Annotated in this window: 26 protein-coding genes; 12 read left to right on the top strand and 14 right to left on the bottom strand. The window is 41.1% G+C overall.

The genetic code is table 11. The features are described from left to right. Window positions 1-11 precede the first annotated feature (11 nt). The 3 genes from CSQ79_RS13260 (at window position 12) to CSQ79_RS13250 (ending at window position 3,037) form a co-directional block, all read left to right on the top strand. The gene (locus CSQ79_RS13260; protein WP_099701647.1) at window positions 12-1,181 is read left to right on the top strand and encodes a zinc-dependent alcohol dehydrogenase; all 1,170 of its coding nucleotides are present in this window, start codon (window positions 12-14) and stop codon (window positions 1,179-1,181) included. A gap of 34 nt (window positions 1,182-1,215) precedes the next feature. Next, complete coding sequence (locus tag CSQ79_RS13255) at window positions 1,216-1,557, top strand: cupin domain-containing protein (RefSeq protein ID WP_099701646.1); 342 nt, start codon at window positions 1,216-1,218, stop codon at window positions 1,555-1,557. A 595-nt stretch (window positions 1,558-2,152) separates the two neighbouring features. After that, window positions 2,153-3,037: a manganese catalase gene (locus CSQ79_RS13250; RefSeq protein WP_099701645.1), complete on the top strand. Its 885-nt coding sequence runs from the start codon at window positions 2,153-2,155 to the stop codon at window positions 3,035-3,037. Between the two features lie 195 nt (window positions 3,038-3,232). On the opposite strand, the gene CSQ79_RS13245 is transcribed toward CSQ79_RS13250, so the two are convergent. Beyond that, a complete protein-coding gene (locus tag CSQ79_RS13245; RefSeq protein ID WP_099701644.1) occupies window positions 3,233-4,657 on the bottom strand; it encodes a hypothetical protein in 1,425 nt (474 codons plus the stop codon). Between the two features lie 176 nt (window positions 4,658-4,833). Here CSQ79_RS13245 and CSQ79_RS13240 point away from each other — a divergent pair, with 176 nt between their 5' ends. The 5 genes from CSQ79_RS13240 to CSQ79_RS13220 all read left to right on the top strand — a co-directional run bounded on the left by CSQ79_RS13240 (window position 4,834) and on the right by CSQ79_RS13220 (window position 8,090). Then, window positions 4,834-5,172, top strand: a complete 339-nt coding sequence (locus tag CSQ79_RS13240; RefSeq protein ID WP_099701643.1) for a hypothetical protein — start codon at window positions 4,834-4,836, stop codon at window positions 5,170-5,172. Between the two features lie 156 nt (window positions 5,173-5,328). Further along, window positions 5,329-5,679: a YtxH domain-containing protein gene (locus CSQ79_RS13235; RefSeq protein WP_099701642.1), complete on the top strand. Its 351-nt coding sequence runs from the start codon at window positions 5,329-5,331 to the stop codon at window positions 5,677-5,679. Between the two features lie 15 nt (window positions 5,680-5,694). Continuing rightward, window positions 5,695-6,276, top strand: coding sequence for a hypothetical protein (locus tag CSQ79_RS28905; RefSeq protein ID WP_099701641.1), 582 nt, complete (start codon window positions 5,695-5,697; stop codon window positions 6,274-6,276). A gap of 142 nt (window positions 6,277-6,418) precedes the next feature. After that, entirely contained in the window at window positions 6,419-7,018 is a 600-nt protein-coding gene (locus tag CSQ79_RS13225; protein WP_099701640.1) for a rhomboid family intramembrane serine protease, read from the top strand. A gap of 265 nt (window positions 7,019-7,283) precedes the next feature. Beyond that, entirely contained in the window at window positions 7,284-8,090 is an 807-nt protein-coding gene (locus CSQ79_RS13220) for a TPM domain-containing protein (protein ID WP_099701639.1), read from the top strand. A 26-nt stretch (window positions 8,091-8,116) separates the two neighbouring features. Here CSQ79_RS13220 and CSQ79_RS13215 read toward each other — a convergent pair whose 3' ends face one another. The 8 genes from CSQ79_RS13215 to CSQ79_RS13185 all read right to left on the bottom strand — a co-directional run bounded on the left by CSQ79_RS13215 (window position 8,117) and on the right by CSQ79_RS13185 (window position 14,648). Beyond that, window positions 8,117-8,833: a DUF8619 family protein gene (locus CSQ79_RS13215; RefSeq protein ID WP_099701638.1), complete on the bottom strand. Its 717-nt coding sequence runs from the start codon at window positions 8,831-8,833 to the stop codon at window positions 8,117-8,119. A gap of 57 nt (window positions 8,834-8,890) precedes the next feature. After that, window positions 8,891-9,721, bottom strand: coding sequence for a 4-hydroxy-tetrahydrodipicolinate reductase (gene dapB / locus CSQ79_RS13210; protein ID WP_099701637.1), 831 nt, complete (start codon window positions 9,719-9,721; stop codon window positions 8,891-8,893). Window positions 9,722-9,846: 125 nt separating this feature from the next. Beyond that, entirely contained in the window at window positions 9,847-10,242 is a 396-nt protein-coding gene (locus tag CSQ79_RS13205; protein ID WP_099701636.1) for a nuclear transport factor 2 family protein, read from the bottom strand. Window positions 10,243-10,324: 82 nt separating this feature from the next. Next, a complete protein-coding gene (locus tag CSQ79_RS27060) occupies window positions 10,325-10,444 on the bottom strand; it encodes an SDR family oxidoreductase (RefSeq protein WP_143755453.1) in 120 nt (39 codons plus the stop codon). Window positions 10,445-10,456: 12 nt separating this feature from the next. Further along, complete coding sequence (locus CSQ79_RS13200; protein ID WP_099701635.1) at window positions 10,457-10,933, bottom strand: DUF3598 family protein; 477 nt, start codon at window positions 10,931-10,933, stop codon at window positions 10,457-10,459. 652 nt (window positions 10,934-11,585) lie between these two features. Continuing rightward, window positions 11,586-12,083, bottom strand: a complete 498-nt coding sequence (locus tag CSQ79_RS13195) for a DUF427 domain-containing protein (RefSeq protein WP_099701634.1) — start codon at window positions 12,081-12,083, stop codon at window positions 11,586-11,588. A 49-nt stretch (window positions 12,084-12,132) separates the two neighbouring features. Then, window positions 12,133-12,930: a COP23 domain-containing protein gene (locus CSQ79_RS13190; protein ID WP_099701633.1), complete on the bottom strand. Its 798-nt coding sequence runs from the start codon at window positions 12,928-12,930 to the stop codon at window positions 12,133-12,135. Between the two features lie 155 nt (window positions 12,931-13,085). Next, the gene (locus tag CSQ79_RS13185; RefSeq protein WP_099701632.1) at window positions 13,086-14,648 is read right to left on the bottom strand and encodes a M48 family metallopeptidase; all 1,563 of its coding nucleotides are present in this window, start codon (window positions 14,646-14,648) and stop codon (window positions 13,086-13,088) included. 523 nt (window positions 14,649-15,171) lie between these two features. Between CSQ79_RS13185 and CSQ79_RS13180 the strand changes: the two genes are divergently transcribed. Together CSQ79_RS13180 and CSQ79_RS27760 are read left to right on the top strand one after the other, a co-directional pair. Then, a complete protein-coding gene (locus CSQ79_RS13180; protein WP_099701631.1) occupies window positions 15,172-15,888 on the top strand; it encodes a Crp/Fnr family transcriptional regulator in 717 nt (238 codons plus the stop codon). Window positions 15,889-16,069: 181 nt separating this feature from the next. Next, window positions 16,070-16,234, top strand: coding sequence for a hypothetical protein (locus CSQ79_RS27760; RefSeq protein ID WP_289501101.1), 165 nt, complete (start codon window positions 16,070-16,072; stop codon window positions 16,232-16,234). Window positions 16,235-16,439: 205 nt separating this feature from the next. On the opposite strand, the gene CSQ79_RS13175 is transcribed toward CSQ79_RS27760, so the two are convergent. Then, entirely contained in the window at window positions 16,440-17,489 is a 1,050-nt protein-coding gene (locus CSQ79_RS13175; RefSeq protein ID WP_099701630.1) for an N-acetyltransferase DgcN family protein, read from the bottom strand. Next, the gene (locus CSQ79_RS13170; RefSeq protein ID WP_099701629.1) at window positions 17,479-18,522 is read right to left on the bottom strand and encodes a dipeptide epimerase; all 1,044 of its coding nucleotides are present in this window, start codon (window positions 18,520-18,522) and stop codon (window positions 17,479-17,481) included. The genes CSQ79_RS13175 and CSQ79_RS13170 overlap by 11 nt, the downstream gene beginning before the upstream one ends. A gap of 209 nt (window positions 18,523-18,731) precedes the next feature. Here CSQ79_RS13170 and CSQ79_RS13165 point away from each other — a divergent pair, with 209 nt between their 5' ends. After that, entirely contained in the window at window positions 18,732-19,289 is a 558-nt protein-coding gene (locus CSQ79_RS13165; protein ID WP_099701628.1) for an NUDIX hydrolase, read from the top strand. A gap of 98 nt (window positions 19,290-19,387) precedes the next feature. On the opposite strand, the gene CSQ79_RS13160 is transcribed toward CSQ79_RS13165, so the two are convergent. Beyond that, entirely contained in the window at window positions 19,388-20,305 is a 918-nt protein-coding gene (locus CSQ79_RS13160) for a nucleoside hydrolase (protein WP_099701627.1), read from the bottom strand. 15 nt (window positions 20,306-20,320) lie between these two features. Between CSQ79_RS13160 and CSQ79_RS13155 the strand changes: the two genes are divergently transcribed. Then, a complete protein-coding gene (locus CSQ79_RS13155) occupies window positions 20,321-20,752 on the top strand; it encodes a nucleoside deaminase (RefSeq protein ID WP_099701626.1) in 432 nt (143 codons plus the stop codon). Between the two features lie 231 nt (window positions 20,753-20,983). Here CSQ79_RS13155 and CSQ79_RS13150 read toward each other — a convergent pair whose 3' ends face one another. Then, window positions 20,984-21,997, bottom strand: a complete 1,014-nt coding sequence (locus CSQ79_RS13150) for a cytochrome d ubiquinol oxidase subunit II (protein ID WP_099701625.1) — start codon at window positions 21,995-21,997, stop codon at window positions 20,984-20,986. A gap of 191 nt (window positions 21,998-22,188) precedes the next feature. Further along, window positions 22,189-23,634, bottom strand: coding sequence for a cytochrome ubiquinol oxidase subunit I (locus CSQ79_RS13145; RefSeq protein WP_099701624.1), 1,446 nt, complete (start codon window positions 23,632-23,634; stop codon window positions 22,189-22,191). Window positions 23,635-23,873 lie beyond the last annotated feature (239 nt).

The following is a 23,873-nucleotide window of genomic DNA, read 5'->3' as shown; positions in this document are numbered from 1 at the left end:
AAATATATTTCATGAAAGCAGTTTGCTGGGAAGGTACTAACAAGGTTGAGGTGAAAAATGTACCAGATCCCAAGATCCTGAATCCGCGCGATGCCATTATTAAAATTACATCAACAGCAATTTGTGGTTCTGATCTACACCTTTATGACGGGTATGTCCCAACGATGAAAAAAGGCGACATCCTTGGTCATGAATTTATGGGAGAGGTTGTCGAACTGGGTAGTGCAGTTAAAAATGTGCAAAAAGGCGATCGCGTTGTCGTTCCCTTCACTATATCTTGTGGTAACTGCTTTTTCTGTAACCGCGATTTATGGTCGTTATGCGATAACTCTAACCCTAATGCTTGGATTGCCGAAAAACTGATGGGACACTCGCCCTCAGGTCTTTTTGGCTACTCCCATATGCTAGGAGGTTATGCTGGCGGTCAAGCTGAATATGCCCGCGTTCCTTTTGCAGATGTTGGTTTATTCAAGATCCCTGAAGGACTTACTGATGACCAAGTACTGTTTCTCACAGATATTTTTCCGACAGGATACATGGCGGCAGAAAATTGCGACATCAAGCCAGGTGATACTGTAGCGATTTGGGGATGTGGACCTGTAGGACAGTTTGCGATTAGAAGTGCATATATGTTAGGTGCAGACCGCGTCATTGCCATTGATCGAGTTCCTGAACGCCTACAAATGGCAAAAGAACAGGGTAAGGCAGAAGTTCTCAACTATGAAGAAGTCGATGTCGGGGAAGCCCTCAAAGAAATGACAGGTGGGCGCGGACCTGATGCTTGTATGGATGCTGTCGGTATGGAAGCCCACGGGACAGGTTTAGAAGGATTCTATGATGAAGCAAAGCAAGCATTGCGATTAGAAACTGATCGACCAACTGCGCTAAGACAAGTGATTGTTGCCTGTCGTAAGGGTGGTACGGTATCAATTCCTGGCGTTTATGGTGGCTTCATCGACAAGATGCCTATGGGTGCTGCGATGAATAAAGGTTTAACGATGAAGATGGGACAAACACACGTCCATCGTTATTTAAAGCCATTGCTTGAACACATCCAAAATGGCGATATCGATCCGTCTTTTGTGATTACGCATCGCATGAAGCTAGAAGATGCACCCAAAGGTTATGAAACCTTCAAGCATAAGAAAGATAATTGTATTAAGGTCGTACTCAAGCCTTAAAACGAGATTGCATACTTTTGGGAGGAAAGCTAGCATGAGTGACACTACTGTAATGAAAGTCAGTTCCCAACATTCACCACACGGTGAGATGGGTCAGAAGTACCTTGCTTCTGGTAAAACTGTGTCAATGCGACTCTGGGAAAACGAACAACCAGACGAACCAAAACCTGAAGCAACGCGCGATTATGAAACTGTCGGCTATGTAATTCAAGGACGCGCAGAATTACACCTAGAAGGTCAAAAGCTTTTGCTCGAACCTGGAGATTCTTGGGTTGTCCCCAAAGGTGCATCTCATACATACAAAATACTCGAGGCTTTTACGGCAATTGAGGCAACAAGTCCACCTGCTCAAGTACATGGACGCGACGAATCTTAAAGTTGCATAAATATTTGCAGTATTTGTTGAGCCGTTACTCAGAAAGTAGCGGCTTTTTTAGCAAGTTCCACGTAGGTGAATGTTTGTATAGCAGCGAATTTATTTGCATTTTTTAAATCAACGATGCTATTCGTTTTTCTAAACAATATTTTAATCCTTCTAATTTTAGAGTTATTGATTTAATTCTCATATAAACTTTGTTGATAAATCATTAATTTATCGCTTTAATATAGTTTAATAGTTATTAAGAAAATAAGCTAAAAGCTTTTATATTCAGCGTTTAATAGAAAGATATCTTTTTTTGCTAATAATTTTTTAGAATTTTACAAGACTCTAATTGCTCAAATAAGTGAGTATTAGCAAAATATATTGTGACGCAGTATTCTAGTTAACAACATTAGTTAAAAGATGCATATATACCTATACAAATTGGATGGGATTTTGTCTTTCCAATGGGTGATGAAAGAAAGTTTTTTAGATAGATACTTAAAGGTAGTACAAAAATATCAATTGTCTAATTTAGATGTCTCTAAGTGCGGCACCTTGATTGCTGTCTTATATGGCTATGAGCAAAAATTTTATTAAGGAGAATTAGATGTTTTATCATCAAAAGCGGTTGCAATACTTCACTCCGCCAGAGAAACCAGATCCTGTATATGCAATGAAAATGCAGGAGCTGATCGGCGGTTCATTTGGAGAAATGACCGTCATGATGCAGTACTTATTCCAAGGTTGGAACTGCCGAGGACCTGCTAAGTATCGAGATATGTTGCTAGACATTGGTACTGAGGAAATCGGTCACGTTGAGATGCTAGCTACAATGATTGCGTGTTTACTAGATAAGGCACCGCTGAAACTTCAGGAAGAAGGAGCCGCAGACCGGATCGTGGGTGCAGTTATGGGTGGTAGTAATCCCCGAGATGAGATCATGGCAGCCGCTATGAACCCACAACATGCGATCGTATCTGGATTAGGTGCAATGCCAGCCGACAGCGTTGGTTTTCCTTGGAATGGTCGCTTTATTGTTGCCAGTGGTAACTTACTTGCAGACTTTCGTTCTAATCTCCATGCAGAGTCTCAAGGTCTGATGCAGGCTGTACGGTTGTATGAGATGACAGACGACCCTGGAGTGAAAGACCACCTCAGTTTTATGATTGCCCGCGATACGATGCATCAAAACCAGTGGTTAGCGGCAATTGAAGATCTACAAAGTGAAGGACTAGAGGCAACAGTTGCTCCCAGTGTCGCCCACGAATATGGCAAGAACGAGTATGCCTATCAGTTCTGGAATCACTCGGAAGGTACGCAAAGTGCTGAAGGGCGTTGGGCTAAAGGTCCTACACCAGATGGAAAAGGTGAATTTGAATATATCGCAAATCCACAACCAATTGGACCTGAACCCAATCCACCACAACCCGATCCCCGTTTGCATGGTACAAGCAAAACTAGCCAAGTTCCTGGTAATGCTGGTTTAGCATAGTTAATACATAAGTTGAGAGAGGAAAATAGCGAATATAACAACTATTTTCTTCTCCATAACATTTATATTTGAGCTATGAATATCCAGGTAGAATTGCTAATAGCTTCTGGATATAATTAACTACTAGTAGCCGATAAATTAGAGCATTCAAAAACCATTCAAAAGCTTTGTATATTCACATATACCTACTAAAAACTACTGTTCGTTAGCGGCAATTCTACGCAACTGATAAGACTCTTCCCATAATCCTTCTACTCCTTCTTTCTCAAGACCTTTAACATAATTAATCTTGATCTCCTCTAGAAGATCGACAACTAATGCTTGAATTTCTTGAATATTTTGCTGTTTTTGCACTTCTACTTGCAAAGCTTGAATAAAGTTTTCTACTAATTGATTGGACAATTGCATAACTACAGGATCTTGGAGAAATTTAGTCATAGTACGGTATGTAGCTTGAGATACTTCTGTAGCGAGTTTCTCTGTTAATTGGTTAGGGAGACGACTGACACCAGGAACGTTTTTTATTTGTTGGTAGATTGGGGATTGATTGAGAGTATTGACAACCATATGATGAACGAGAGCTTCAATATCAGGTTGCATTTTAGGCAAAACTTGATGAATGCTGAGGTCTAACAAACGGGTAGCGATCGCCTGTACTTCGTTCGTATTATTAATATTGATGTAAGGACGGCGGGAATCTGGATTTAATATCCAATTTGCTACATCACCTCGATTCACTGCCTCCTGAGCTTGATCAATGATCCGAATTCCAACAACTTCAGTCATCTCTTCGGCAAAATTAATGACAACATCGTGGTTAAGCTGCTCGCGCAGTGGCTCTAAATTAACAAGTTCAGACTGATATAAATGAACTGTTAAAGGAACAATTCTTAGCCAGCGCCAAAAAGGAAGTAACAGAAAAATATCAAACCATCGCCGCAATATAGTTTGCAACCAATTTAAGTCTGGACGTCTGCGGCTAATAGAATAAGTACGAACAATGAACTCACAACCAAACAGGATGATGAAGGGTAAATCAATTAGCCAAAACTTATCAATGAATTTACCATTAGTGCTAATATCGCGATAATAATTTGTTTTAAGTAATGGTTTTATTTGTTCGTCAAAAAAAGCAAGTTCTTGCTGGAAGTTTTGTTGAGATAAATGAGTTGTACTCCAAAACAAATCAAAAGCTTGATGAGCAGATTCTTTGTTCATGCGATCGCGGACCTGATTTTTGATTTTAGCCAGCGATCCTGTTTTATTAGCTTCGGCAAAAGGATTGTCTTCAATCATTTCATTGCTCAAGAACTGTAACTCTTGCAGCAAATTTTCAGTTTCCTGTGTCTGTAAGCTCGTTTGCTCAACTTGTTGCTCTAACTCATTAACCTTAGCAAGATAGCGCTCAGTCTCTCGATGTGGCTCAATGCCTTTAAAGAGATCGTATTGTTGAGTGAAGGCAGGAGCAGCATGAAAGTAAAAGTCTCGCCAAGGTATATAACTATAGTCAAATAGCACTAAACAAAAATTAACTAGGGCAAGAATTGCAAAAAATCTTTCGAGTCCTCGATAGCGGTGATTTGGCTTGTTTGGAGAGGATGTTTGTTGAGCAAAAGACATAGTTATCTAAACTAAAAGGTATAAATTTTAAAGATCAGCTAAGGCATTGCCAGATCGGAAATTAACATAGTAAGGTAAGTCATGCTCATCTAGCTTAAGCTTGATACTGCTCAATACCCTAGAACTAAATTTAATCAGCTCATCATAAAGTCAAATTGGGAGCTAGCCAAGCAGCGATGGTAACAGTTGTTTTCATAAATCTAGGACTAACGCTAGTTCTTCTGTGTGTTGCTTGGCAAATATGGCAACTACGGCTTAAGTTGGCGCGGATAGCAGATATTTTGTTGGTGTATGAGCGCGTGACTCGTGCAGCTTTGCAGAGGACACCAGACGCGATCGCTGTCGGAAAAACAGCAATTCGCCAAACACGACAGCCAGATACACCACAAGAGGTCAAACAACTACGAATCAAACAATTTTTCAATTTATTAGCAGTTGTCTTACAGACTTGGCAGCGCATCGTGTTATTGCGTCAGACAGGTTTTTTTAGAAAAGCTCTGGCAAAATATAGGTGATTCTCAGTTCAAAAGTTAGAATTCAAAATAGTTTTACTTGTTGTAAAAGTAGACAAGAAAGAGTGTAGTAGTACTTTTTGTGCAGTAAATGTGCACGAGTTATCGTGCAAGCCGATAAAACTTACATAAAATGAGTGTAAGGAGATAGATACAGTTATGTCTAACAACCGTTCTGGGGTTTTTGTTGGCGGTATGTTGCTAGGGGCTGCCATTGGTACTCTAACAGGCTTGCTAATGGCACCGCGTGCTGGACGAGAAACACGTACTTTGCTGAAAAAATCTGCTGATGCTTTACCAGAATTAGCAGAAGATTTATCCACAAGTGTACAGATACAAGCAGATCGCCTATCAGAAACAGCATTGCGCAACTGGGATGACACACTAGAACGATTGCGGGAGGCTTTAGCTGCAGGCATTGAAGCAAGTCAGCAAGAGCGTCAAACACCTATGCGCTCGAATAAAATTGAAGCTTCCTCCGATCAACCACCGCTTTTAGACCGCCTATAATCGCTCTTGATACTTGTGATTGACCCTTTATTTTGGCTTGGACTATCGATTCTTTTAGTGGCTGTGAGTTTGACCGCAGTATTGGTGGCAGCCTTGCCAGCATTACAGGAGTTGGCGCGGGCTGCTCGCAGTGCAGAAAAATTGTTTGATACACTACGGCGAGACTTACCACCTACATTAGAAGCAATTCGCTTAACAGGGTTAGAGATTAGCGATTTAACTGATGATGTCAGCCAAGGTGTACAAAGAGCGAGTAATGTCGCTAAGCAAGTCGATCAAAGCATTGATAATGCTGTGAAACAGGCACAGAAAGTTGAAGTTGGTACGCGCAGCGTTTTCACTGGGGTGAAAGTCGCTTGGAGAACTTTTACACGCGGTACTCGTCGGAGTAGCGATCGCTTTTTAGCAGAACAGCGTTCCAGACAGCGCGATCGCATCAGTAATGTTCCTTATCCAGAAGAATTACCTGAAGAAAACAATGCAGCATTCCTTGAGCAATATCGCAGTTACACAACAAATATAGAATCGAGTCAGGTACGCTACGATACCTCAAATTGGCATGATAATAATGATGATGTCGAAACAGAAGAGGAATAATTGAAGGAATGAGGGATTAGGAGATAGGTACAAAAATAACCCCAACTTTAAAATGGATACAAAACTCCCAGACTTCCTAAACTGCACATTGCATTATGTCAACAATGATGGTACTGGAACTTCCTGACCCCTATTTTAAAGAATGCTCAAAAACCAGCCACTAATAACTAACCCTAAACAAAACTACAACGGTGTTTTTACGCTAATTATTATCAACTTGGTTGTGTTTATTGCTGATCGCGTTCTAGGTATTCCTTTTATCCAAAATCTCTATCTCAATCACGCCTCTCCAGCTTGGTATCAGTTTTTCACTTCAATGTTCTGTCATGCAAACTGGGCACATATCTCAGGCAATCTATTTTTTCTCTATATTTTTGGCAGGATTGTTGAGGAAGAAGAAGGCATTTTGGGAATCGTCAGTTCCTACATTATTTGTGGATTAGGCGGCAGTCTGATGAGTTTTTTCTTCCACGGTGGAGCCGTTTACTCGTTAGGTGCTTCAGGAGCAGTTTTTGGCTTATTTGCCGTAAGCGTTCTCATCAAACTCCGCTGGCATTGGCGCAAAATTCTAGAAGTTCTCATTCTCGGTCAATTTGTGATCGAGCGCGTCATATTTGAGTTACGCCAAACAGGTATTCAAGATGGCGTTGACCACATTGCCCATCTTGGTGGAGCTTTAGTCGGTGTAGCACTGATTTTATTCTTAATGCGATTACAACCAGGTGAAGGGGCTAGTAATTAGTTTTGAGTTTTGAGTTTTGAGTTTTGAGTTTTGAGTTATATAGAAAACACTATTCCTCCTCTGCTCCTGAAGCTTCCTCTGCTTTCTTAACAAAGTAGCTACTTCTGAGCCAAACCCGAGATTCTCTTCATGGGGGATTGAGTTTATGGGCAATTGTCAGCTAAATTAGAGTAAAGTTACAAAATGTAAAGAAGTATCATCTTTTACTCTTTACAATAAAACCATTTGGTTTTTGTCCAAATTTGAGATTTATATAGAATTGTCCATGCAGTGTTCTATTTGGCGACGATTACTGGTAAGCGTATTTACAATTTTTTTAGCTGGTGCAGCCTGGTTATTACCCTCTCCTGTAGCACTCGCGTATAACAATCCAGAGTTACTTCCCGATCAGCCAACGCCAATTATAGACTTAGCCCGATCGCTCACGAGCGTTCAAGAAGAGCGATTAGCGCAAGAACTTGAACAATTTGAAGCAGAAACTGGTTGGAAACTCCGCGTTCTCACACAGTATGATCGGACACCAGGCGCAGCAGTCAAAGATTTTTGGAATTTAGATGAAAAAAGTATTTTAGTTGTTGCCGATTCTCGTGGGGGAAATATTCTCAACTTTAATGTCGGTGATGCCGTTTACCAGCTATTACCTCGGACATTTTGGGTAGAGTTGCAAACCCGCTTTGGTAATTTGTATTTTGTTCGCGAAGAGGGAGAAGATCAATCAATTATTCAATCTATCGAGTCAGTTGAAGCTTGTTTACGACAAGGTGGCTGTCGCGTTGTTCCTGGATTACCACGCGAACAATGGATTTTGACACTCATTACCTCGGTTCTTGGTGGGGTAATATGTGGCTTTGCGGCTCAACCTCGGCGTCCTGGGCAAGTTTTTGCTTGGCAATGGGCTTTAATTTTCTCGCCGCTATGGGGAATCCTATTTATTGCGTTTGGGATTGGACCTGTTGTGACACGGACTTCCGAGTGGCTTCCTTTAGTGCGTAACATTGCAGGTTTCCTAATTGGTGCTTTGGTAGCTTATTTATCACCAGTACTCAATCGTTCTTCGGCGTCGGAAACATAAAATACTTAGATCAGCAACGGGCTTCTTTACCATTCCTCAACATCTTGCGGATAGGAAGGACGGGTTCTTCTCCGTGGGGCTTGACGCGATCGCGGTTCTCTACTCTCACGCAAACGGCGACTGACTTCAATAAAGTTGTTTTTTTGTAAGTAAGGGTAATCGCTTACCCAGATATTACGACTTGGAATATAAATATCTGTTACTTTGGCAATGCTACTTAAATCTGGTCGAGTAGAAAGCACAATCATTTCAGCAATTTGGTTGGGAACAACATCTTGGTGGTTGCGGCGTAACGGTACTTGAATTTCAGTAAAAAAGTCTGTTTCATCACCAACTTCTATATTGAGCCGCCGTTCGCGGTTTTCGACAATGACCAATTCGCCTTTATTATTAACAGTTTCTTCAGTACCAATTAATTCCTCAGTAATATAGACATCTAATATTCGCCCGCGTAAGAAACCACTGTAAGGATATTTACGGTATTCTACATTACGCAAACTTGCCCATAAAACAGGTCCCCACAACCAATAAAGTCCGGCGATCGCGCCTACCGGAAAGAGAATTATGCCAAATCCTTCACCAATAATGAGTCGCACAATCCAAATCGCAACGACACTGACGACCGAAATCAGCAGTCGCTTTAAGAAATCAGGAAACTTGCCCCAAGCATATTTGTACTGATCGCCAGTCGCAATACGGGGAATCAATTGTTCAAATTTTTGGCGCGTGAGTGGAACTAACATGAGGAGTGAGGGGTGAGGGGTGAGGGGTGAGGGACTAAGTCCATTATTCCCCCATGATTACAATAGCTTTTCTAAGCCATAGACTAGGGATTTGAGTTGTAGGACTTTACGAATGGCAAGCAGGACTCCAGGCATATAACAAGCGCGATCGCTGGTATCGTGGCGTAAAGTATAGATTTGTCCTGGTGCGCCAAAAATCACTTCTTGGTGAGCAATGAGTCCAGGAAGGCGGACACTATGAATTCTAATACCTTCATCAGCAACACTGCCTCTTGCTCCAGGGAGCTTTTCAGTTTCTTCTACCGTGGGAGGGTTATATGTTTTGCCCATTTCTGCAAGCATCTGAGCTGTTTGAATTGCGGTTCCACTAGGGGCGTCTGCTTTTTGATTGTGATGTAGTTCGATGATTTCTACATGGTCAAAGTACTGCGAGGCTCTAACGGCGGCTTCTTGGAGTAGTACCATACCAATTGAGAAATTGGGAACCAGTAAACAACCTGTACTCGCTTTATCTGCAAATTCGGCTAAGTCTTGAATTTGGGCAACGCTTAATCCTGTCGTTCCTACAACTGGGCGAATCCCATAGGCGATCGCTGCGCGAATGTTGTCATAAACAGTACTCGGATGCGTGAAATCTACCATCACACCCAATTGTCTTTCTTGAGTTGCTAGGACTAATGTAGGTTCTAATTGATCGGTAATTGGGATTTCTAGCGGTTCGCTTAAACCTGCAACTTCTCCCGCATCTTTGCCATTGTATTCAGGGTTGCGGTCAACTGCACCCAGTAAGGTCATGTCACTTGCTTGAGAGACTGCTTTAATGACTTCACGACCCATTTTACCAGCAGCACCATTCACAACTACTGGAATCAAACCTTGGTTTACCATGCGCTCACTTTGGACTCATCAACCGCATTTTAGATCAATCGAAGCTGTGCGTTGGATTTTCAATTGTGAACTTTCAATGCACCTAGCCTTAGTTAGATGTCCACCACAAGGGTTTCGAGCTTGCCTTAGTTAGATTTACCATCACTACCAAAATACTCTCGGTAGCCACAAATGCGATCGCTACGCACATCGAAGGAAACCGCGACTCGATTTTTATAAGGTTCCCCCCACATGAGTCCCTCATCTCGGAACTCAAAAACCACTGTCATCTGATTGCTAGTCACTCGGTCTAAGGTGAGAAACAATCCACTACTGAATGTCTCAGAGACGTATTGAAAGAAGGCGATCGCCCGTTCTTTTCCCACATTTAAGCCATGATAAGGTCCTACTGGAAACCAAAAGGTGAAGTCATCGCTAAGCATATCGATCAGCTGATTCCACTCCCCTGTTGCCAATCCGTGACTAAAATACTCAAATGCTTGATAGGCAACTTTTAGGGTATTGTTTGACCCTTCTGCCATCTTGTTCTCCATTAAAACAATTGCAACGGTTGCTTATGCAAATATCAAATGTTATGCGATCGCTGACTCTGACTTGGAATTCTCACTCAGTCGATAAAATTCCCAGTCCCCCATCAACATAAATGTTTTGATCCGCGATCCATCTAATTTCTTCAGAACAAAGAAAAGCTACCAAAGCAGCCACATCATTAAGTTGCAGCATTCCAGATGCTAATTAGCCAATTCTACGTTCAGTAATCATCGTCCCACCCCTGAATTTTCCTTCAGTAGTAAATCCTTGACTAGTGCGGATACAAGTATTGTCATCGATGAGATTAATCGTTTCAACGCCAAGTAGCACGCCAGTTGCTTTATCCCAGATCCGAAAAATAATCAGGTTGGTGCCATATTCCTCAGCTAGTGTGGTGTAGTTACAAAACGGAGGTTCGGAACTTTCGATTTTTATCGCACCTTTGCCAGCTACAACACCCACAAAATTTTGAGTGACACTTCTACCATCAGCAAACTGATACGTATTAGTTTGCACCCATTGATTATCAACTATCTTTTTCTTCACAACACCTGTAAATTGCTCAATTTCTTTAGCGTTTGCATCTAAGCGCACCCAAATGCCTTCCCATACACCAACGTGCTTGGAGAATATTTTAAAATTCTCTAGGTGTTCGCGATCGCCTGGTTCTGTTGTATTCATACAATTCCTATACAAGTAGCTAAATTGCAATCACAATCGTTATTACACTGCAATGCTTGTAGTTGATTCTGTAGTTTGATAACAGAGGAAGTGTTGTAGAAGTATTAAGATACTCATGTTTATACTAAGACAATACTATCACCAACTTGATGATAATTTTTGATACTAACCTGGTAACATCAATTTAAAATGTTAGCCAAATGATTAATTACGCTACTAATATTACTGAGGAAAATCAATACATTATTCAAGTTTGAATTTCCTTTTCTATGTTACTAACACTATATTTTAAATTTAGTAAATTTTGCTTTAACTTATTACGTATATTCTCTATTCTAGAATCTCTATATTTATTAATACATATCAGTATATCTGCTTGTTTTCGTGTGATTTTCCTGATATTAGCATCATCTTGTCGGCTCAACTAATTTTTAAATTTATTCGCTCTAAACTTCTATGGTTAATCCTCTCGCTTCAAAATCTTCAACAACGCTTCTAAACTCCCCTACCACTTTTCTAGCTTCTTCAACTTCAACAATTTTGCTTTGTAGGGTCATTATTTTTCCGTGTTGATTGATCGGATCTTGCTGTTTTTCAGGCGGTATTTTTTCACTTCAGCTTAATTGGTTGCTTGAGTTTTTACAGCAAAGAACTACCATCCCCAGGTTCCAGGACTACCTTTGAATGGACCAACAATATCACTGGTGATCCAACCGCCGTAGAAGTTTCCTGGTTGTGGTTGCACTTTCTCACCATTGACGTAACAAGCAGCCATCAAATGTGGATAGAAAGCGACATAGTCTTTAATTGCAGCAAAAGTAGGAGTAGGATCGGGGTAAAACCAAGCAGCATTTGGAACTTGTTTGTCACTTACTGCAACTGTGTAATAGCCTGCAAGTCCTTTCCACTCACAAAAACTCGATTGAGGAGTACGAATAAGGTACTCCATTTTGATATCACTAGGCGGGATGTAATAAACAGGTGGATGACTTGTTTCTAGTACTCGTTTGGCATGATGGGTATCAGCGATCGCAATTTCGTTGAAAACAACCTGAATATGCTTATTAACGTCTTCTAAACGTGGCGGACGAGGATAATCCCACACTGATTCTTGTCCTGGTTCTGGTTGAATGCGATCGCGATTAACCATATTTAGCTCTTGGCGATTCTTCTATTGGCAATTAGCTATACTTTAGCAGCTAAAAGTTGCTGGGGTTAAGTCTTCTAGTACCTGGTTGCGATTGTGTATTATTACGTGCAGGAACACCACCGCTGAGTTGAGTTCCGTTACCACCGTCAGCGCGATCGAGGAAAGGTCTTAAGTTAATGCTTCGTGAAGAACGTCGATTGTTACCGCCAATAACAGAACGTCCTAAGTTAAATAGCCGATCGAGTTCATTACCACGATTTGTATAGGTATAAACTCCAGTTGTCTGTTGACCGCTATCAGCAACTGTGAGGTTTTCAAAGACGCGATCGCGAGTTAAGATTGGGTCTTGCCCTGGAGGTACGGTAAAGACAATGCGACAAGATGAATTGTTGCGCTGCGTGATCACGCAAACAGTATTATAATTATTTTCTACGCCTGTTGTGAGTTCTAGTAAACCATCTGGGCGATATGCTTCTAAGCGACGACTAATTTCTTCACAACGTCGTTGTTCGCTCCAACCACCACCTAAAGCTGTTGGAGTAGCCCAGGGGAAAAAGCGGCTTGGCTGGCTTTCGGGCTGATACATGACTGTATACTGACCGTTATTCAATTGACAAGTAAACCGCGTAGCAGTTGTGACGCTGGGAACTGTGGAACCATTAGGTGGTGTTGTTCCTGGCACTGGTGGTAATGGTTCTGTATCAACAACAACAGGTGGTACGGTAGGATTGACCTGCGCAATCCAGTTATATTGTGGCGCAGCTATAACGCTATTACCAAGTAACAGTGTTGCTACCCCGACAGATAAACCAATACCTCGCCAAGCAAATTGCAACTGTGGTGACATAAACGACTCCTCGATGTAAAAGAAGGATTAGGGATGAATAGTGGGAGAGTAGGAGTGTGGGAGTGTTGTAGAGTAGGAGTGTGGGAGAGATGAAGAGATTTAATTGCTATTTTTCCCTCATGCTCTACTACTCAACTACCCCATTCCCTATTTACTTATCGTTGATGCTTTTTAGGTTCGGATTGTTTCTGTTGTAGCAATTTTTCTACTCTTTGTTTGATCTGAGTGTGTCTGGCAACTCCCTCGTAAGCGTAGCGGTTGTAACCGTGGCGCTGAATAATTGATTCGAGATAGCCAATGCGATCGCTTGTAGGTGGATGTGAAGATAACCAACTAAAAGCTGTGCGTGTTTCTTCTTGTTTTAGTGTTACCATTAAGTTGCGTAAGCCATCGGCAGCATAGCCAGTCGAAGCGAGAAGTCGTGTACCTAACATGTCGGCTTCCTGTTCCATTTCGCGGCTGTAGTTGAGTGCAACAAGATTTGCGACAGTCCCACCATAAGGGAAAAATCGCGTCACGTTAGCAACAAGGTTCCCTCCAGCAACTAACTGAAAACCATGTGATAAAACGGCGTGGGCTAATTCATGCGCCAGCAACCCTGCTAATTCTGCTTCAGAGTTAGTGCTTGTAATTGCTCCAGCATTGACAAATACCTTACCGCCTGGTAGCGCAAAAGCGTTTAAGTCTTTATCTAAAACTATATAAAATTCGTATTGAAAATCTTTTCTACCAGCAACTTGCGCGAGTCTTTGTCCAATTTCATTAACATAATCTACAACTGTTTTATCAGTCACGATTTCTAGCTGTTCCCGCGCTTGGTTGGCGACAGATTCACCAACAGCTGATTCGCCACGAAGCAACATTGCGGTTGTTTGCACTGCCGAAAAAGGACCAAAAAGATTACCTGTAAGTGCGTAACCTAATGCACCAGTGAGGACATTGGCAATCATATTTCCTCTCAACTCGCTACGCAAGTGCTTTTGATAGCGTTCGAGGTGCGTGTCTGCAAGTTGGGTAAATTCGTTAGCGTGTTCTGCGTTTAAACTTCTGAGTAAAGCAAATTGACGCGCTGCGAGGGACGCTTCCATCCATTGTTTGGATTCGGCAAGTAATGCTACTTTAGCTTTCACTAATTCAGATTGTTCGGGATAAAGTGTGACAGCACGTTCTAAAACGGCGATCGCTTCAGAGTTATGGTCAAATTTTTGTAATGCTTGGGCGAGTCGCAGATGACCAGGAATAAATTCTGGATATTGTTCCACCAACAACCGCAGTGGTACCATCATTCTACTAGCAACTTTATGTTGGAAGGCTGCTTCTGCTTCTCGCCAATAAACTTTACCTGCGGGTGGAAGTTGAGCGGGATTGATAATTGCTGGCGGACGTTGTACAATTTCAGTTGATACTGTGGGAAATGGTGCTTTGACTTCCCGATAGATTTTTTCAGCTGCTGCGAATTGTCCTCCTAAATACAAGCGATCGGCTTCAATCAACTTTTGTTGACGCGCTATTTCTTCCGAACTTAAAGTTGAAGCGCTGTTAATTTTATCAACAATTTCTTGTGTAGATGCGGGTTGCGTTTCTGTTTCTCCTTCTATGGGTACTACGATCGCATTAGGAGGATCGCTAACTGAAGGTTCAGCAAGGACAATTGATGTTCCAGCAGAAAATATCACCAAGTTCAAGCTTAGCAACAGTGAGTTCCAGGGAAGTTTCATGATAGGAAGGCTCGATCGCTGGTTGAATTTATTCTCAGTTTAGGCAATTTTTTCTAGATATAGCGATGAGTTAGGTAAGTGAGTGAAAAGAAGTGTCATTTGAGGGCTGTTATTGGTTAATGGTCAGTGAAGCAACAATTAACTATTCACTATTAGCCATGTGTCATCTGACCTAATTTTATTAATAATATTTGCAAATTGAATATTTTGTCATTGATTAAAGATCAATATTTATAACTCAAAAATTCAATTACATGGCAGTAGCTGGATATTTCTAGCCTTAATAAGGTTGAAGGTTTTTCGTTCTCAAAAAAAACAAAGAAATACTTAAGATTTGATATTGCGTTTTAGTGATTTAATCTGATCGGATGTTTTTCTGCTTTCATAGTAAAAACTCGTAAAATTGTTTTCGAGTAGTAAAGTTATCCTAGCGTTAAAGGATAGATTCTTAGTCTTCAGGTAGCAATCTATAGTGTTTTTAGTGACACAACACTACTTTATACTTAGGAAGTTTTTAGGATAAATGAGCGAAAATTTGAATCGGCAAGGCAACAAGTTGCTTGCGGCTTTACCTGCTGAAGATTATCAGCGTCTTGCTCCCTATCTAGAAAATCTTTCACTGCCCTTTCAAAGGGTATTGCATAATACTGGAGAAGTCATTTTTGATGTGTACTTTCCGACAACAGCTATGGTTTCTGTTGTCTCTATCATGCAAGATGGATCGACGATTGAAGTAGGAGTGATTGGTAAAGAAGGGATAGCAGGTATCCCTGTATGTTGGGGGGATGATACAGCAGTTCACCAAACAGTGGTGCAAATTCCAGGTAACGTCCTGAAACTAAAAGCTGAGGTGTTAAAAGAGGAGTTTTATCGAGGTGGTGCTTTACAAAAACTCTTACTGCGTTATACACAGGCGATTTATACTCAACTTGGACAATCTGCTGCTTGTAATCGTTTACACACACTAGAAGAAAGGCTTTCGCGCTGGCTATTGACGGTAAGCGATCGCGTCGAGTCAGAAGAATTACCTTTGACACAAGAATTTCTTGCCCAAATGCTAGGTACGCGCCGCAGTGGTGTTACGGTAGCTGCAAGTACTCTGAGTAAAGCCGGAATGATTCGCTACAGTCGTGGCAAAATCAACATCACAAATCGAGAAACACTGGAATTGACGGCATGTGAGTGTTATCAGGTCATTAAAGCAGAATTTCAGCGTTTACTTGGCACTAAGGATGACTAGCTTACTCAGGCTATTTCACACTAGTTATTTTATATGTTCGGAACCGTACAGATAAACTCTTACTACTTTGTTTATTCTTAGTTAAAGTAAGGTTTTTCTTATTAAGTCAGTTGTTTTAGGTTTTGTATATCTAGATCAACACTATCTATGCAGTTCATCTTCCAGACAAGAAGATATTGACATGAATAACTCAAAAGACAATGCGAACAACAATAATGATGCTCACCAAAAAGCTATTGAACAACTGTGGGGAGATAGTTTGAGAAAGTTGACGCCAAAACAACGACAGTTGGTGATTGAAATTCTCAAGAATATGAAGAAAAAGGAATATCAAGCTGTTTTCTAAATATGCGGGATCTTTATGTATTTCTTGATACTATAGATTTATAGCCTTGTTCTACAGTATGTTGTCTCAAAGGTAACGAATAAAAAGTTTTATCTACTGCAAGTGATAAGAAAGCTAAGTATTTTTAGTGAAAAAACATAAGATTAATACAAGCTTTCTCGCAGCAACCACGAGTTGTCTTATACGCATAATTCAATAAAAAGTTTTAGTTTTGGTATACTGCGTTTAATAGTGCTTTTGGATTAAAACGGACAGCATCTGTGCAGGGTAAATTTGTTTCGGCTTGAATTTGGGAGATCGCTTGCTTTGCTGCTAATTCATCTAGATGCGCAGTATTGAGGGCGATTCCGATAACTTTAACAGGTGCAAAAGCACCTCCTGCTGTTGCAAGGTTTTCGTAGAGTTTCACGACTTCAGATAATGGTGGAATTGGGACATGTGAATGGTTGCGAATATGAGTTTGTCCGGCACGATGGACTAAAATTAAATGCGTTGGTTGCGTTCCGCGAATCAGAGGTAAAGTTGCAGTCGAACCAGGATGTAAGATTGAACCTTGTCCTTCAATGAATAAAATATCGTAATCTGCACCGTAGCGTAAAACGAGTTGTTCAACAGCACCGGCGGCGAAATCTACACGCACCGCATCTAAAGGGATACCATCACCAGAGATCATAATTCCTGCTTGTCCTGTTGCGAGGAATTTAGAACGCAATCCTTGTTTTTTTGCTGCGGCGTTGAGTTCTAGACTTGCAGACATTTTCCCGACAGCCATATCTGTACCAACAGTTAATACACGGCGACATGATAGCGATCGCGCTTTAGCACTTGCGATTCCTAAATTAGCTGGTTCTTGGCGTACATCCCAGATCCATTGTCCTTCGCGTAGGTGCGATCGCAACTCTGGTATTGTTGCCAGTGGTGTGTGCAATCCATTAACTACCGATAATCCTGCAGCAACTGCACATTGAATTTCCTGCAACCATGCTTGCGGTAACACGCCTCCTGAAGGTGCAATTCCAATCGTCAGGACATCTGGTGTATAAATTAATGCATCAGCTACCGATGCAACTATAGGAACATCAAGAGGTATTTCTGTTAATGCAACTAAGGATTCTCCTGCACAGTCTTTATCAATTACGGCAACAACTGGGACTTCGCTATAGCGTAACAGTGCTAACCCTGTTTTGCCATTACCATTACCTCGAATTCCTTCATGCAGAAGAATTGCAATTCGTTGACGATCTTCAAGCTGCACTGCATTCTACTCCTAATCCTGGTTTATTATTTGGAATAATTCGCCCTGCTTGTAGCGTTGCACCTATGAACGGATCGTCGATTAAATTCATATGGCTATCTAAATCTAGATAATCTGCTAGTGGGGAAAGTTGCGCGGCGGCAGTATTTGCTAGCGTACTATCAGAATAGCAACCGAACATTACTTGTAACCCATAAGCGCGGGCAGTATGTACCATACGCATTGCTTCGGTTAAACCCCCAGCTTTCATTAGTTTGATATTAATGCCATCAATTAATGGTGCGAGTTGAGGAATATCGCGACTAGTGTGACAGCTTTCGTCAACAAATATGGGGAGAGGCGATCGCTTCTTAAGTTCTGCTAGTTTATTTTCTTCTCCTTGTGCCAAAGGTTGTTCAACATACTTAATACCTAATTCAGCTAACCACTTGCACATCTCAATCGCATCTTCTAAATTCCATCCACCATTTGCATCAACAAATATATCCTGTGTCGTTGCTTCTTTTTGAACTGCTAAAAACATCTCGCGATCTGCATTAATTCCAGCGGGATTACCCAACTTCACTTTAATGACACGCACATCAGCAAATTGTAGCCAAGCGCGTACTCTTGCTTTAGCATTTTCAGGGGTATTAATACCAATTGTGACAGAAGTAGGAACAATGCGCGAGCAATCTAATCCCCAGATTTGCCACAGTGGTAAACCCACGTACTTGCCAAGCCAGTCATGTAACGCCACATCTACTGCGGCTTTTGCTGCTGAAGGTAGTTGAGTATTTAATACACCTTCAATTTGCTGTCGTTGTAGAGGGCTGTATACTTCTAACATTGGTGCAACTTGCTGCAATGCTGCTGTCAGAATTGCTGTAGATTGCCGATAATTCCCTAATGAAAACGGCGATGCTTCTCCCCAACTAACAATACCATCTTGTTCTAACTTGACCCACACATTTGTTGTCTGGGCAGTTGTGCCGCGACTAATTGTTAGTGGAAAGCGTTTATTTACTGTAAAAGTTTTGATTTCAATTCGCATGGCGGGGAGATTATTTTTTAAATGTAGACGCGGAGCGGTGAGCAGCGCGTTGGGCGGTGCCGACTTGAAGCGACTGCGAACCCGAAGGGCATGCCGCAGGCTACCACTCCAGACACAGGGAACACAGAGTCAAGAGGAAGAGAGGATTTATTATTTAGTATTAGTGTATGTGTTAAAGTTTTGAATGTTATTTTAACCTTTAGTGATGTATGCATTTAAGGAAATGGAAAATTTTAAGCTCTCAAATGGTAATTAATAATCAATGGTGTAAAGTTCGTCAAGATGAAGTTAAATTGCCTAATGGTAAGATAGTTGATGATTATTTTGTTAATCTTAGGCTTGACGTTGCTTTAATCTTACCAGTTACCAGTAATCAAGAAATTGTTTTTGTGCGGCAATATCGGCATGGGGCAGGTGAGATTTTATTAGAACTCCCTGCAGGTACATTTAATTTTGAGATTGAAGATCCGCAAGATGCTGCATTACGAGAATTAAGAGAAGAAACTGGATACATAGCCCAAACAGCAATACCGCTAGGAGTTCTCTATGATAATCCTGTTAAAGACTCAAACAAAATTTATTTATTTGTCGCTCAAGATGTTAAAAAAGTGGTTCAACAACAATTAGATATTACAGAAGATATAGAAATTATACTCCTTCCCATCTCAAAAGTAATAGAAAAAATTGCAGCAGGAGAAATCAACGTTGCCGGAACCGTATCTGCTCTTTTTAAAGGATTAAACTACTTACAGCAATCTATTTTATAATTTATAAAACTTCAATACTTCTTCTTTTTGTGCTTTTTGTGTCTATCCTACGGGAAGGCTGCGCTAATATGGTTCAATCATCTTAATCCTATCTTCATTTATCGTCGCCACTGTTGCAAAATATAAGAATAAAAACGAGATTTATCAACTCGATCCATTGCCCAAACTTTACGCCCACCAGCAGTTATCTTCGTGCGCCCTTGACTCGCACCAGTTGTCATAATTTCTGTTTCCCATTCTCGTAGTTCATAAAACTCTGGATGCGCTAGATATGCAGTTGCTAAGACATCCCAGAAATAGTAATCTTGCGGAATCACCAAGGCATAACATTGTCCCGCTAAATCAGAGAGTGGGTACTGGCGCTGTTTGCCCATTTGATAGACAATTTCTGAAGTAACAGGGACAGTATTTGTTAAATCTAAAGGACACATGACAATTTCAATTGCAGTTTTCCAGACTCGCGCTGCTGAAATTGGGTCCCAGTATACATTCCACTCAGCAGATCCATCTTGTCCAGCTTCAAAGCTTTTTTCAACATTTCCTGGAACATTCAGCGCCCCACCCATCCAGACGATTTTGGCAATTTTCGTCTCAATTTCCGGTGCGGTATCTAAAGCAACTGCAAGGGTTGTTAGTGGACCTGTTACCATGAGTGTCACAGGCTCAGGCGCATCAAGTAACACCCGTATCATAAATTCTTGTCCTGATTCAGAAACCAAAGGCGTACGGATTTCACTTTGATTGAGAATCGGCAGATGATCCACGATGAAAGAATCGCGGCGGTAAAGTCTTGGAAAAGGATTAATACCACGTACGGTACTTTCTGCAACAGGAATCTCACGCCCCATCAAATCTAGAATTTTGCGCGTAGCACTTACAGCAGGTTGGGCGTAACAATCGGCGGGAGTCACGACTATGCCTAAAGGTTGTATGCTATCCATCGTCATAAGTAGCATGGTTGCGAGATAATCATCAACACCACCATCGTGATCCATGAGGACAAGTTGTTTGGTCATAGTAAGGGAGAATTTATGGACGAGTTTATGACGGCCGCGATCGCCCAAGCAAAACAAGGGCGAGATGAAGGTGGTATCCCCATCGGTTCTGTACTAGTCAAAGATGGAGAAGTTCTTGGTAAAGGACACAATAAGCGCGTTCAAGACGCCGATCCTGTGACTCATGCAGAAATCGATTGTTTGCGTAATGCTGGCAGAATTGGCACTTATCAGGGTACAACGCTGTATTCTACCTTAATGCCTTGCTATCTATGTGCCGGTGCAGTTGTCCAATTTGGTATTAAAAAAGTTATTGCTGGGGAATCTGTAACCTTTTCTGGTGCCAAAGAATTTATGGAGTCTCACGGCGTAGAAGTCATCGATCTAGATTTAGATGAGTGTAAAAATTTGATGCAAGAATTTATTCAAAAAAACCCTGAGTTATGGAATGAGGATATCGGAAAATAGGGGTGAGGAGCGAGGAGCGATTTCTTCGCAGCGGGACGAAGTCCGGAGCGAGTGATAGTTATGAGTGCTGAGATATGAGTTATGAGTTAAGAAAATTCTTCTAATTCACAATTCAAAATTTAAAACGTGCTAAGGCACCGCTACGCTAACAAAACTTAAAATAATTGCCTCCAGCCCCTTTCTTTGCTTTCCAAAACTCAAAACTAATCACTAGCCACTAGTCACTCTATTCTATTCCCCATACGATCCACCTGTCACTTTGCCGCGAAATACAACGTATTGATATAGGTTGTAGAACAACATCACAGGAATTAGAAAACCAATGAAGATAATCATGATGACTAATGAACTGGGATCTGCGGCAGCTTCATAAATAGTAATTCGGGTTGGAATAATGTAGGGAAATACAACTAATGCTAGCCCAATAAATGTGAGCAAAAAGAGTAAAATTGTCCAAACAAAAGGCGCACGCTCTTCTTTACGATTCAAACTTTGTAGCAATTGCCAAATTAACCACACTCCTATTAAAGGAATGACAGCAAAAATATAAACTAATGGTCGATCGAACAAACGACTTCTCGCACTTACATAGAATATGGGGGTAGTAATTGTAATTAATACTGCACCAATTAATGTTGTCCAAGCAGCAAGTTTTGCTGTTTTGTAGTGGGTTTCTTGCAATGCACCTTCAGTTTTCCAAACAAGATACGTTGAACCTATCAAAACATATCCTTGAATCAAAGTTAATGCAACTAGTACTGATTGCCAACTAAACCAATCCCAAGTACTACCAATAAAGTGTCCAGTTTCGTCAACTTTGATGCCTTTTAATACGCTACCAAGTGCAAAACCTTGTCCTAATGCTGCTGTAAAACTACCCGCACCAAAGGCGATATTCCAAAAGAACTTACGGTTTGATAACTCGCGAAATTCAAATGCTACTCCGCGAAAAATAAACCCGAATACCATTGTGAGAATTGGGATATAAAGTGCGCTGAGAATTGTTCCATAAGCGAGAGGAAATGCGCCAAATAATCCACCGCCCATGAGTACTAACCATGTTTCATTAGCATCCCAAATGTTACTTAAGCTAGTCATCAACAATCCTCGACGTTCTTCATCTGACGAGGTTAGCGATAAAATTCCAACTCCCAAATCAAATCCATCTAGCATCACATAGAGGAAGAGAAACAAAGCTAGAATTGCAAACCACACCTGAGGTAAAAAATACTCTAGTGTTTCCATAAAATTACCTTTATGTAAGTGTTCATCTCGTGTGCGAATGTTAGTAATGAGTTGCTAGTTGCTAGTTGCTAGTCAATCTTTCACTAACCACTAATCACTAGCCACTGGATTTGGTATAAGTTATGATTTCAAAAGAGATGAGAAAATTACTCAATTCAAAACTCAAAACTCAAAACTCAAAACTCTCTTAGTTATTGTTCTGCTTCAACCGGACGTTCATCAGGAACAAATTCACCAGGAGTTGTATTGATTGCAGGTTTGCTAATCTCTAGGCTGGGTATAGGTAATTCTAAGTTTGGTCCTCGGCGAATTATACGACTACCGAAGTACATTGCTGCAATAAATAGAATTGTGTAGACACTAGCAAAGGCGATGAGCGAGACTAAGACATTACTTGCAGGCAGATGAGAAGCAGCGTCAACTGTACGAATTTGTCCATACAATGTCCAAGGTTGACGACCTACACAGCGGACGATCCAACCAGATTCTACTGCAATGTACCCTAAAGGTGCAGCAAAAATCCAACCGAGCATTAATAACTTTTGCTGGCTGATATTTTCTGGTGATAGCTTACCGCGTAACCACTGCAAAGTGCTAAATAGCATCAATCCAGCAAAGAAAAAGCCGATCGCAATCATGGTACGGAAGGCGTAGTAGATTAAACCGACTAAATGCGGACGATCTTCGGGTTTCCACTCGCTTAAACCGCGTACCGGTTCAGAAAGGTTTTTCTTGAATTCGAGAATGTAGCCTAATGCATTGGGAACAGTAATTTCCCAGTCATTTTTTTCAGCTTTGTCGTTGGGAAACGCAATTAAACTCCAATCTGCGGGTTGTCCTGCGGGTGTAGTATGCCATTGGGCTTCCATTGCAGCCAGTTTTGAGGGTTGGTAATGATAAACTTGTTCGCCGCTTAAGTGTCCAATGTAAATTTGCAAGGGAGCAACAGCGATCGCAGCTGCTAAGGCAATTTTCAATGACTTGGAGAAGAATGCGCTTTGACGGTTGTTGAAAATGTACCAAGCACTAATTCCACCAATGACAAACAGCGAAGTTTCTAGCGTCGCAAAGAACATATGCAACACGCTATTCACCATAAAGGGGTTCAAAATAGCTTGAAAGTAATCGTGAACAATAAATTTACCATCTACCATTTCTCCACCTGCAGGCGTTTGCATCCAAGAGTTGGCAGTCAAAATCCATAATGTCGATAAATTAGCGCCGACAGCAACAAGAATTGTTGAAGTAAAGTGAATAATGGGATTGACGCGCTCCCAGCCGAATAGCATAATGCCTAAAAATGCTGCCTCTAGCATGAATGCCCAGGAAGCTTCAAATCCGATCACACTACCAAAAAAGTTACCAACAGCTTCGGAAAAAGGTGCCCAATTTGTACCAAACTGAAATTCCATTGGGATACCAGTGGCTACACCAATACCAAAATTCAGTACATAAAACTTTGCCCAAAAGCGGGCGTGGTGGTAGTAGTCAGGATTACGAGTTTTTAGCCATACGCCTTCAACAATGACTAAATATATTCCCATACCTGTTGTCAGTACAGGCCATAGCATATGAAATATTGCCGTGAGGGCAAATTGCATTCGTGACAGCGCTACAGTATTGGATAGCAATTCCATACTTTGCTCCTGACTATTAACTAATTTAAACCTTACACGCGGAATGCAAATTTTGCTTGAGTTTTATAAGGAAATTTTAAGCTATTTTAATAGGAATAAATGCTCAAATAGCCTTAAAAATACATAATTAATTGCTCATAACAAGTCTGGCAAGTCGTCTTTTGACAGTGCAAATTCTAAGGCGATCGCATTCGAGAATTCGCTCATAGAGCATCCTTTTTAGTAAAAGGATGAAAATA

This window comes from Gloeocapsopsis sp. IPPAS B-1203 (assembly GCF_002749975.1).
In the GTDB taxonomy this organism is placed as follows: Bacteria; Cyanobacteriota; Cyanobacteriia; order Cyanobacteriales; family Chroococcidiopsidaceae; genus Gloeocapsopsis.
The sequence above is the reverse complement of the archived record's forward strand: the minus strand, read 5'-3'. Positions and strand labels throughout refer to the sequence as shown.

Bases quoted from the DNA above. Each gene is read 5' to 3' on its own strand.
- CSQ79_RS13240 (WP_099701643.1), top strand. From the start codon at position 4,834: ATGGTAACAGTTGTTTTCATAAATCTAGGACTAACGCTAGTTCTTCTG.
- CSQ79_RS13250 (WP_099701645.1), top strand. From the start codon at position 2,153: ATGTTTTATCATCAAAAGCGGTTGCAATACTTCACTCCGCCAGAGAAA.
- CSQ79_RS13205 (WP_099701636.1), bottom strand. From the start codon at position 10,242: ATGGCAGAAGGGTCAAACAATACCCTAAAAGTTGCCTATCAAGCATTT.
- dapB (WP_099701637.1), bottom strand. From the start codon at position 9,721: ATGGTAAACCAAGGTTTGATTCCAGTAGTTGTGAATGGTGCTGCTGGT.
- CSQ79_RS13190 (WP_099701633.1), bottom strand. From the start codon at position 12,930: ATGTCACCACAGTTGCAATTTGCTTGGCGAGGTATTGGTTTATCTGTC.
- CSQ79_RS13255 (WP_099701646.1), top strand. From the start codon at position 1,216: ATGAGTGACACTACTGTAATGAAAGTCAGTTCCCAACATTCACCACAC.
- CSQ79_RS13165 (WP_099701628.1), top strand. From the start codon at position 18,732: ATGCATTTAAGGAAATGGAAAATTTTAAGCTCTCAAATGGTAATTAAT.
- CSQ79_RS13150 (WP_099701625.1), bottom strand. From the start codon at position 21,997: ATGGAAACACTAGAGTATTTTTTACCTCAGGTGTGGTTTGCAATTCTA.
- CSQ79_RS27060 (WP_143755453.1), bottom strand. From the start codon at position 10,444: ATGCTGCAACTTAATGATGTGGCTGCTTTGGTAGCTTTTCTTTGTTCT.
- CSQ79_RS13215 (WP_099701638.1), bottom strand. From the start codon at position 8,833: ATGTTAGTTCCACTCACGCGCCAAAAATTTGAACAATTGATTCCCCGT.
- CSQ79_RS13195 (WP_099701634.1), bottom strand. From the start codon at position 12,083: ATGGTTAATCGCGATCGCATTCAACCAGAACCAGGACAAGAATCAGTG.
- CSQ79_RS13200 (WP_099701635.1), bottom strand. From the start codon at position 10,933: ATGAATACAACAGAACCAGGCGATCGCGAACACCTAGAGAATTTTAAA.
- CSQ79_RS13170 (WP_099701629.1), bottom strand. From the start codon at position 18,522: ATGCGAATTGAAATCAAAACTTTTACAGTAAATAAACGCTTTCCACTA.
- CSQ79_RS13160 (WP_099701627.1), bottom strand. From the start codon at position 20,305: ATGACCAAACAACTTGTCCTCATGGATCACGATGGTGGTGTTGATGAT.
- CSQ79_RS13220 (WP_099701639.1), top strand. From the start codon at position 7,284: ATGCAGTGTTCTATTTGGCGACGATTACTGGTAAGCGTATTTACAATT.
- CSQ79_RS13180 (WP_099701631.1), top strand. From the start codon at position 15,172: ATGAGCGAAAATTTGAATCGGCAAGGCAACAAGTTGCTTGCGGCTTTA.
- CSQ79_RS13235 (WP_099701642.1), top strand. From the start codon at position 5,329: ATGTCTAACAACCGTTCTGGGGTTTTTGTTGGCGGTATGTTGCTAGGG.
- CSQ79_RS13185 (WP_099701632.1), bottom strand. From the start codon at position 14,648: ATGAAACTTCCCTGGAACTCACTGTTGCTAAGCTTGAACTTGGTGATA.
- CSQ79_RS13260 (WP_099701647.1), top strand. From the start codon at position 12: ATGAAAGCAGTTTGCTGGGAAGGTACTAACAAGGTTGAGGTGAAAAAT.
- CSQ79_RS13155 (WP_099701626.1), top strand. From the start codon at position 20,321: ATGGACGAGTTTATGACGGCCGCGATCGCCCAAGCAAAACAAGGGCGA.
- CSQ79_RS13145 (WP_099701624.1), bottom strand. From the start codon at position 23,634: ATGGAATTGCTATCCAATACTGTAGCGCTGTCACGAATGCAATTTGCC.
- CSQ79_RS13225 (WP_099701640.1), top strand. From the start codon at position 6,419: ATGCTCAAAAACCAGCCACTAATAACTAACCCTAAACAAAACTACAAC.
- CSQ79_RS13245 (WP_099701644.1), bottom strand. From the start codon at position 4,657: ATGTCTTTTGCTCAACAAACATCCTCTCCAAACAAGCCAAATCACCGC.
- CSQ79_RS27760 (WP_289501101.1), top strand. From the start codon at position 16,070: ATGAATAACTCAAAAGACAATGCGAACAACAATAATGATGCTCACCAA.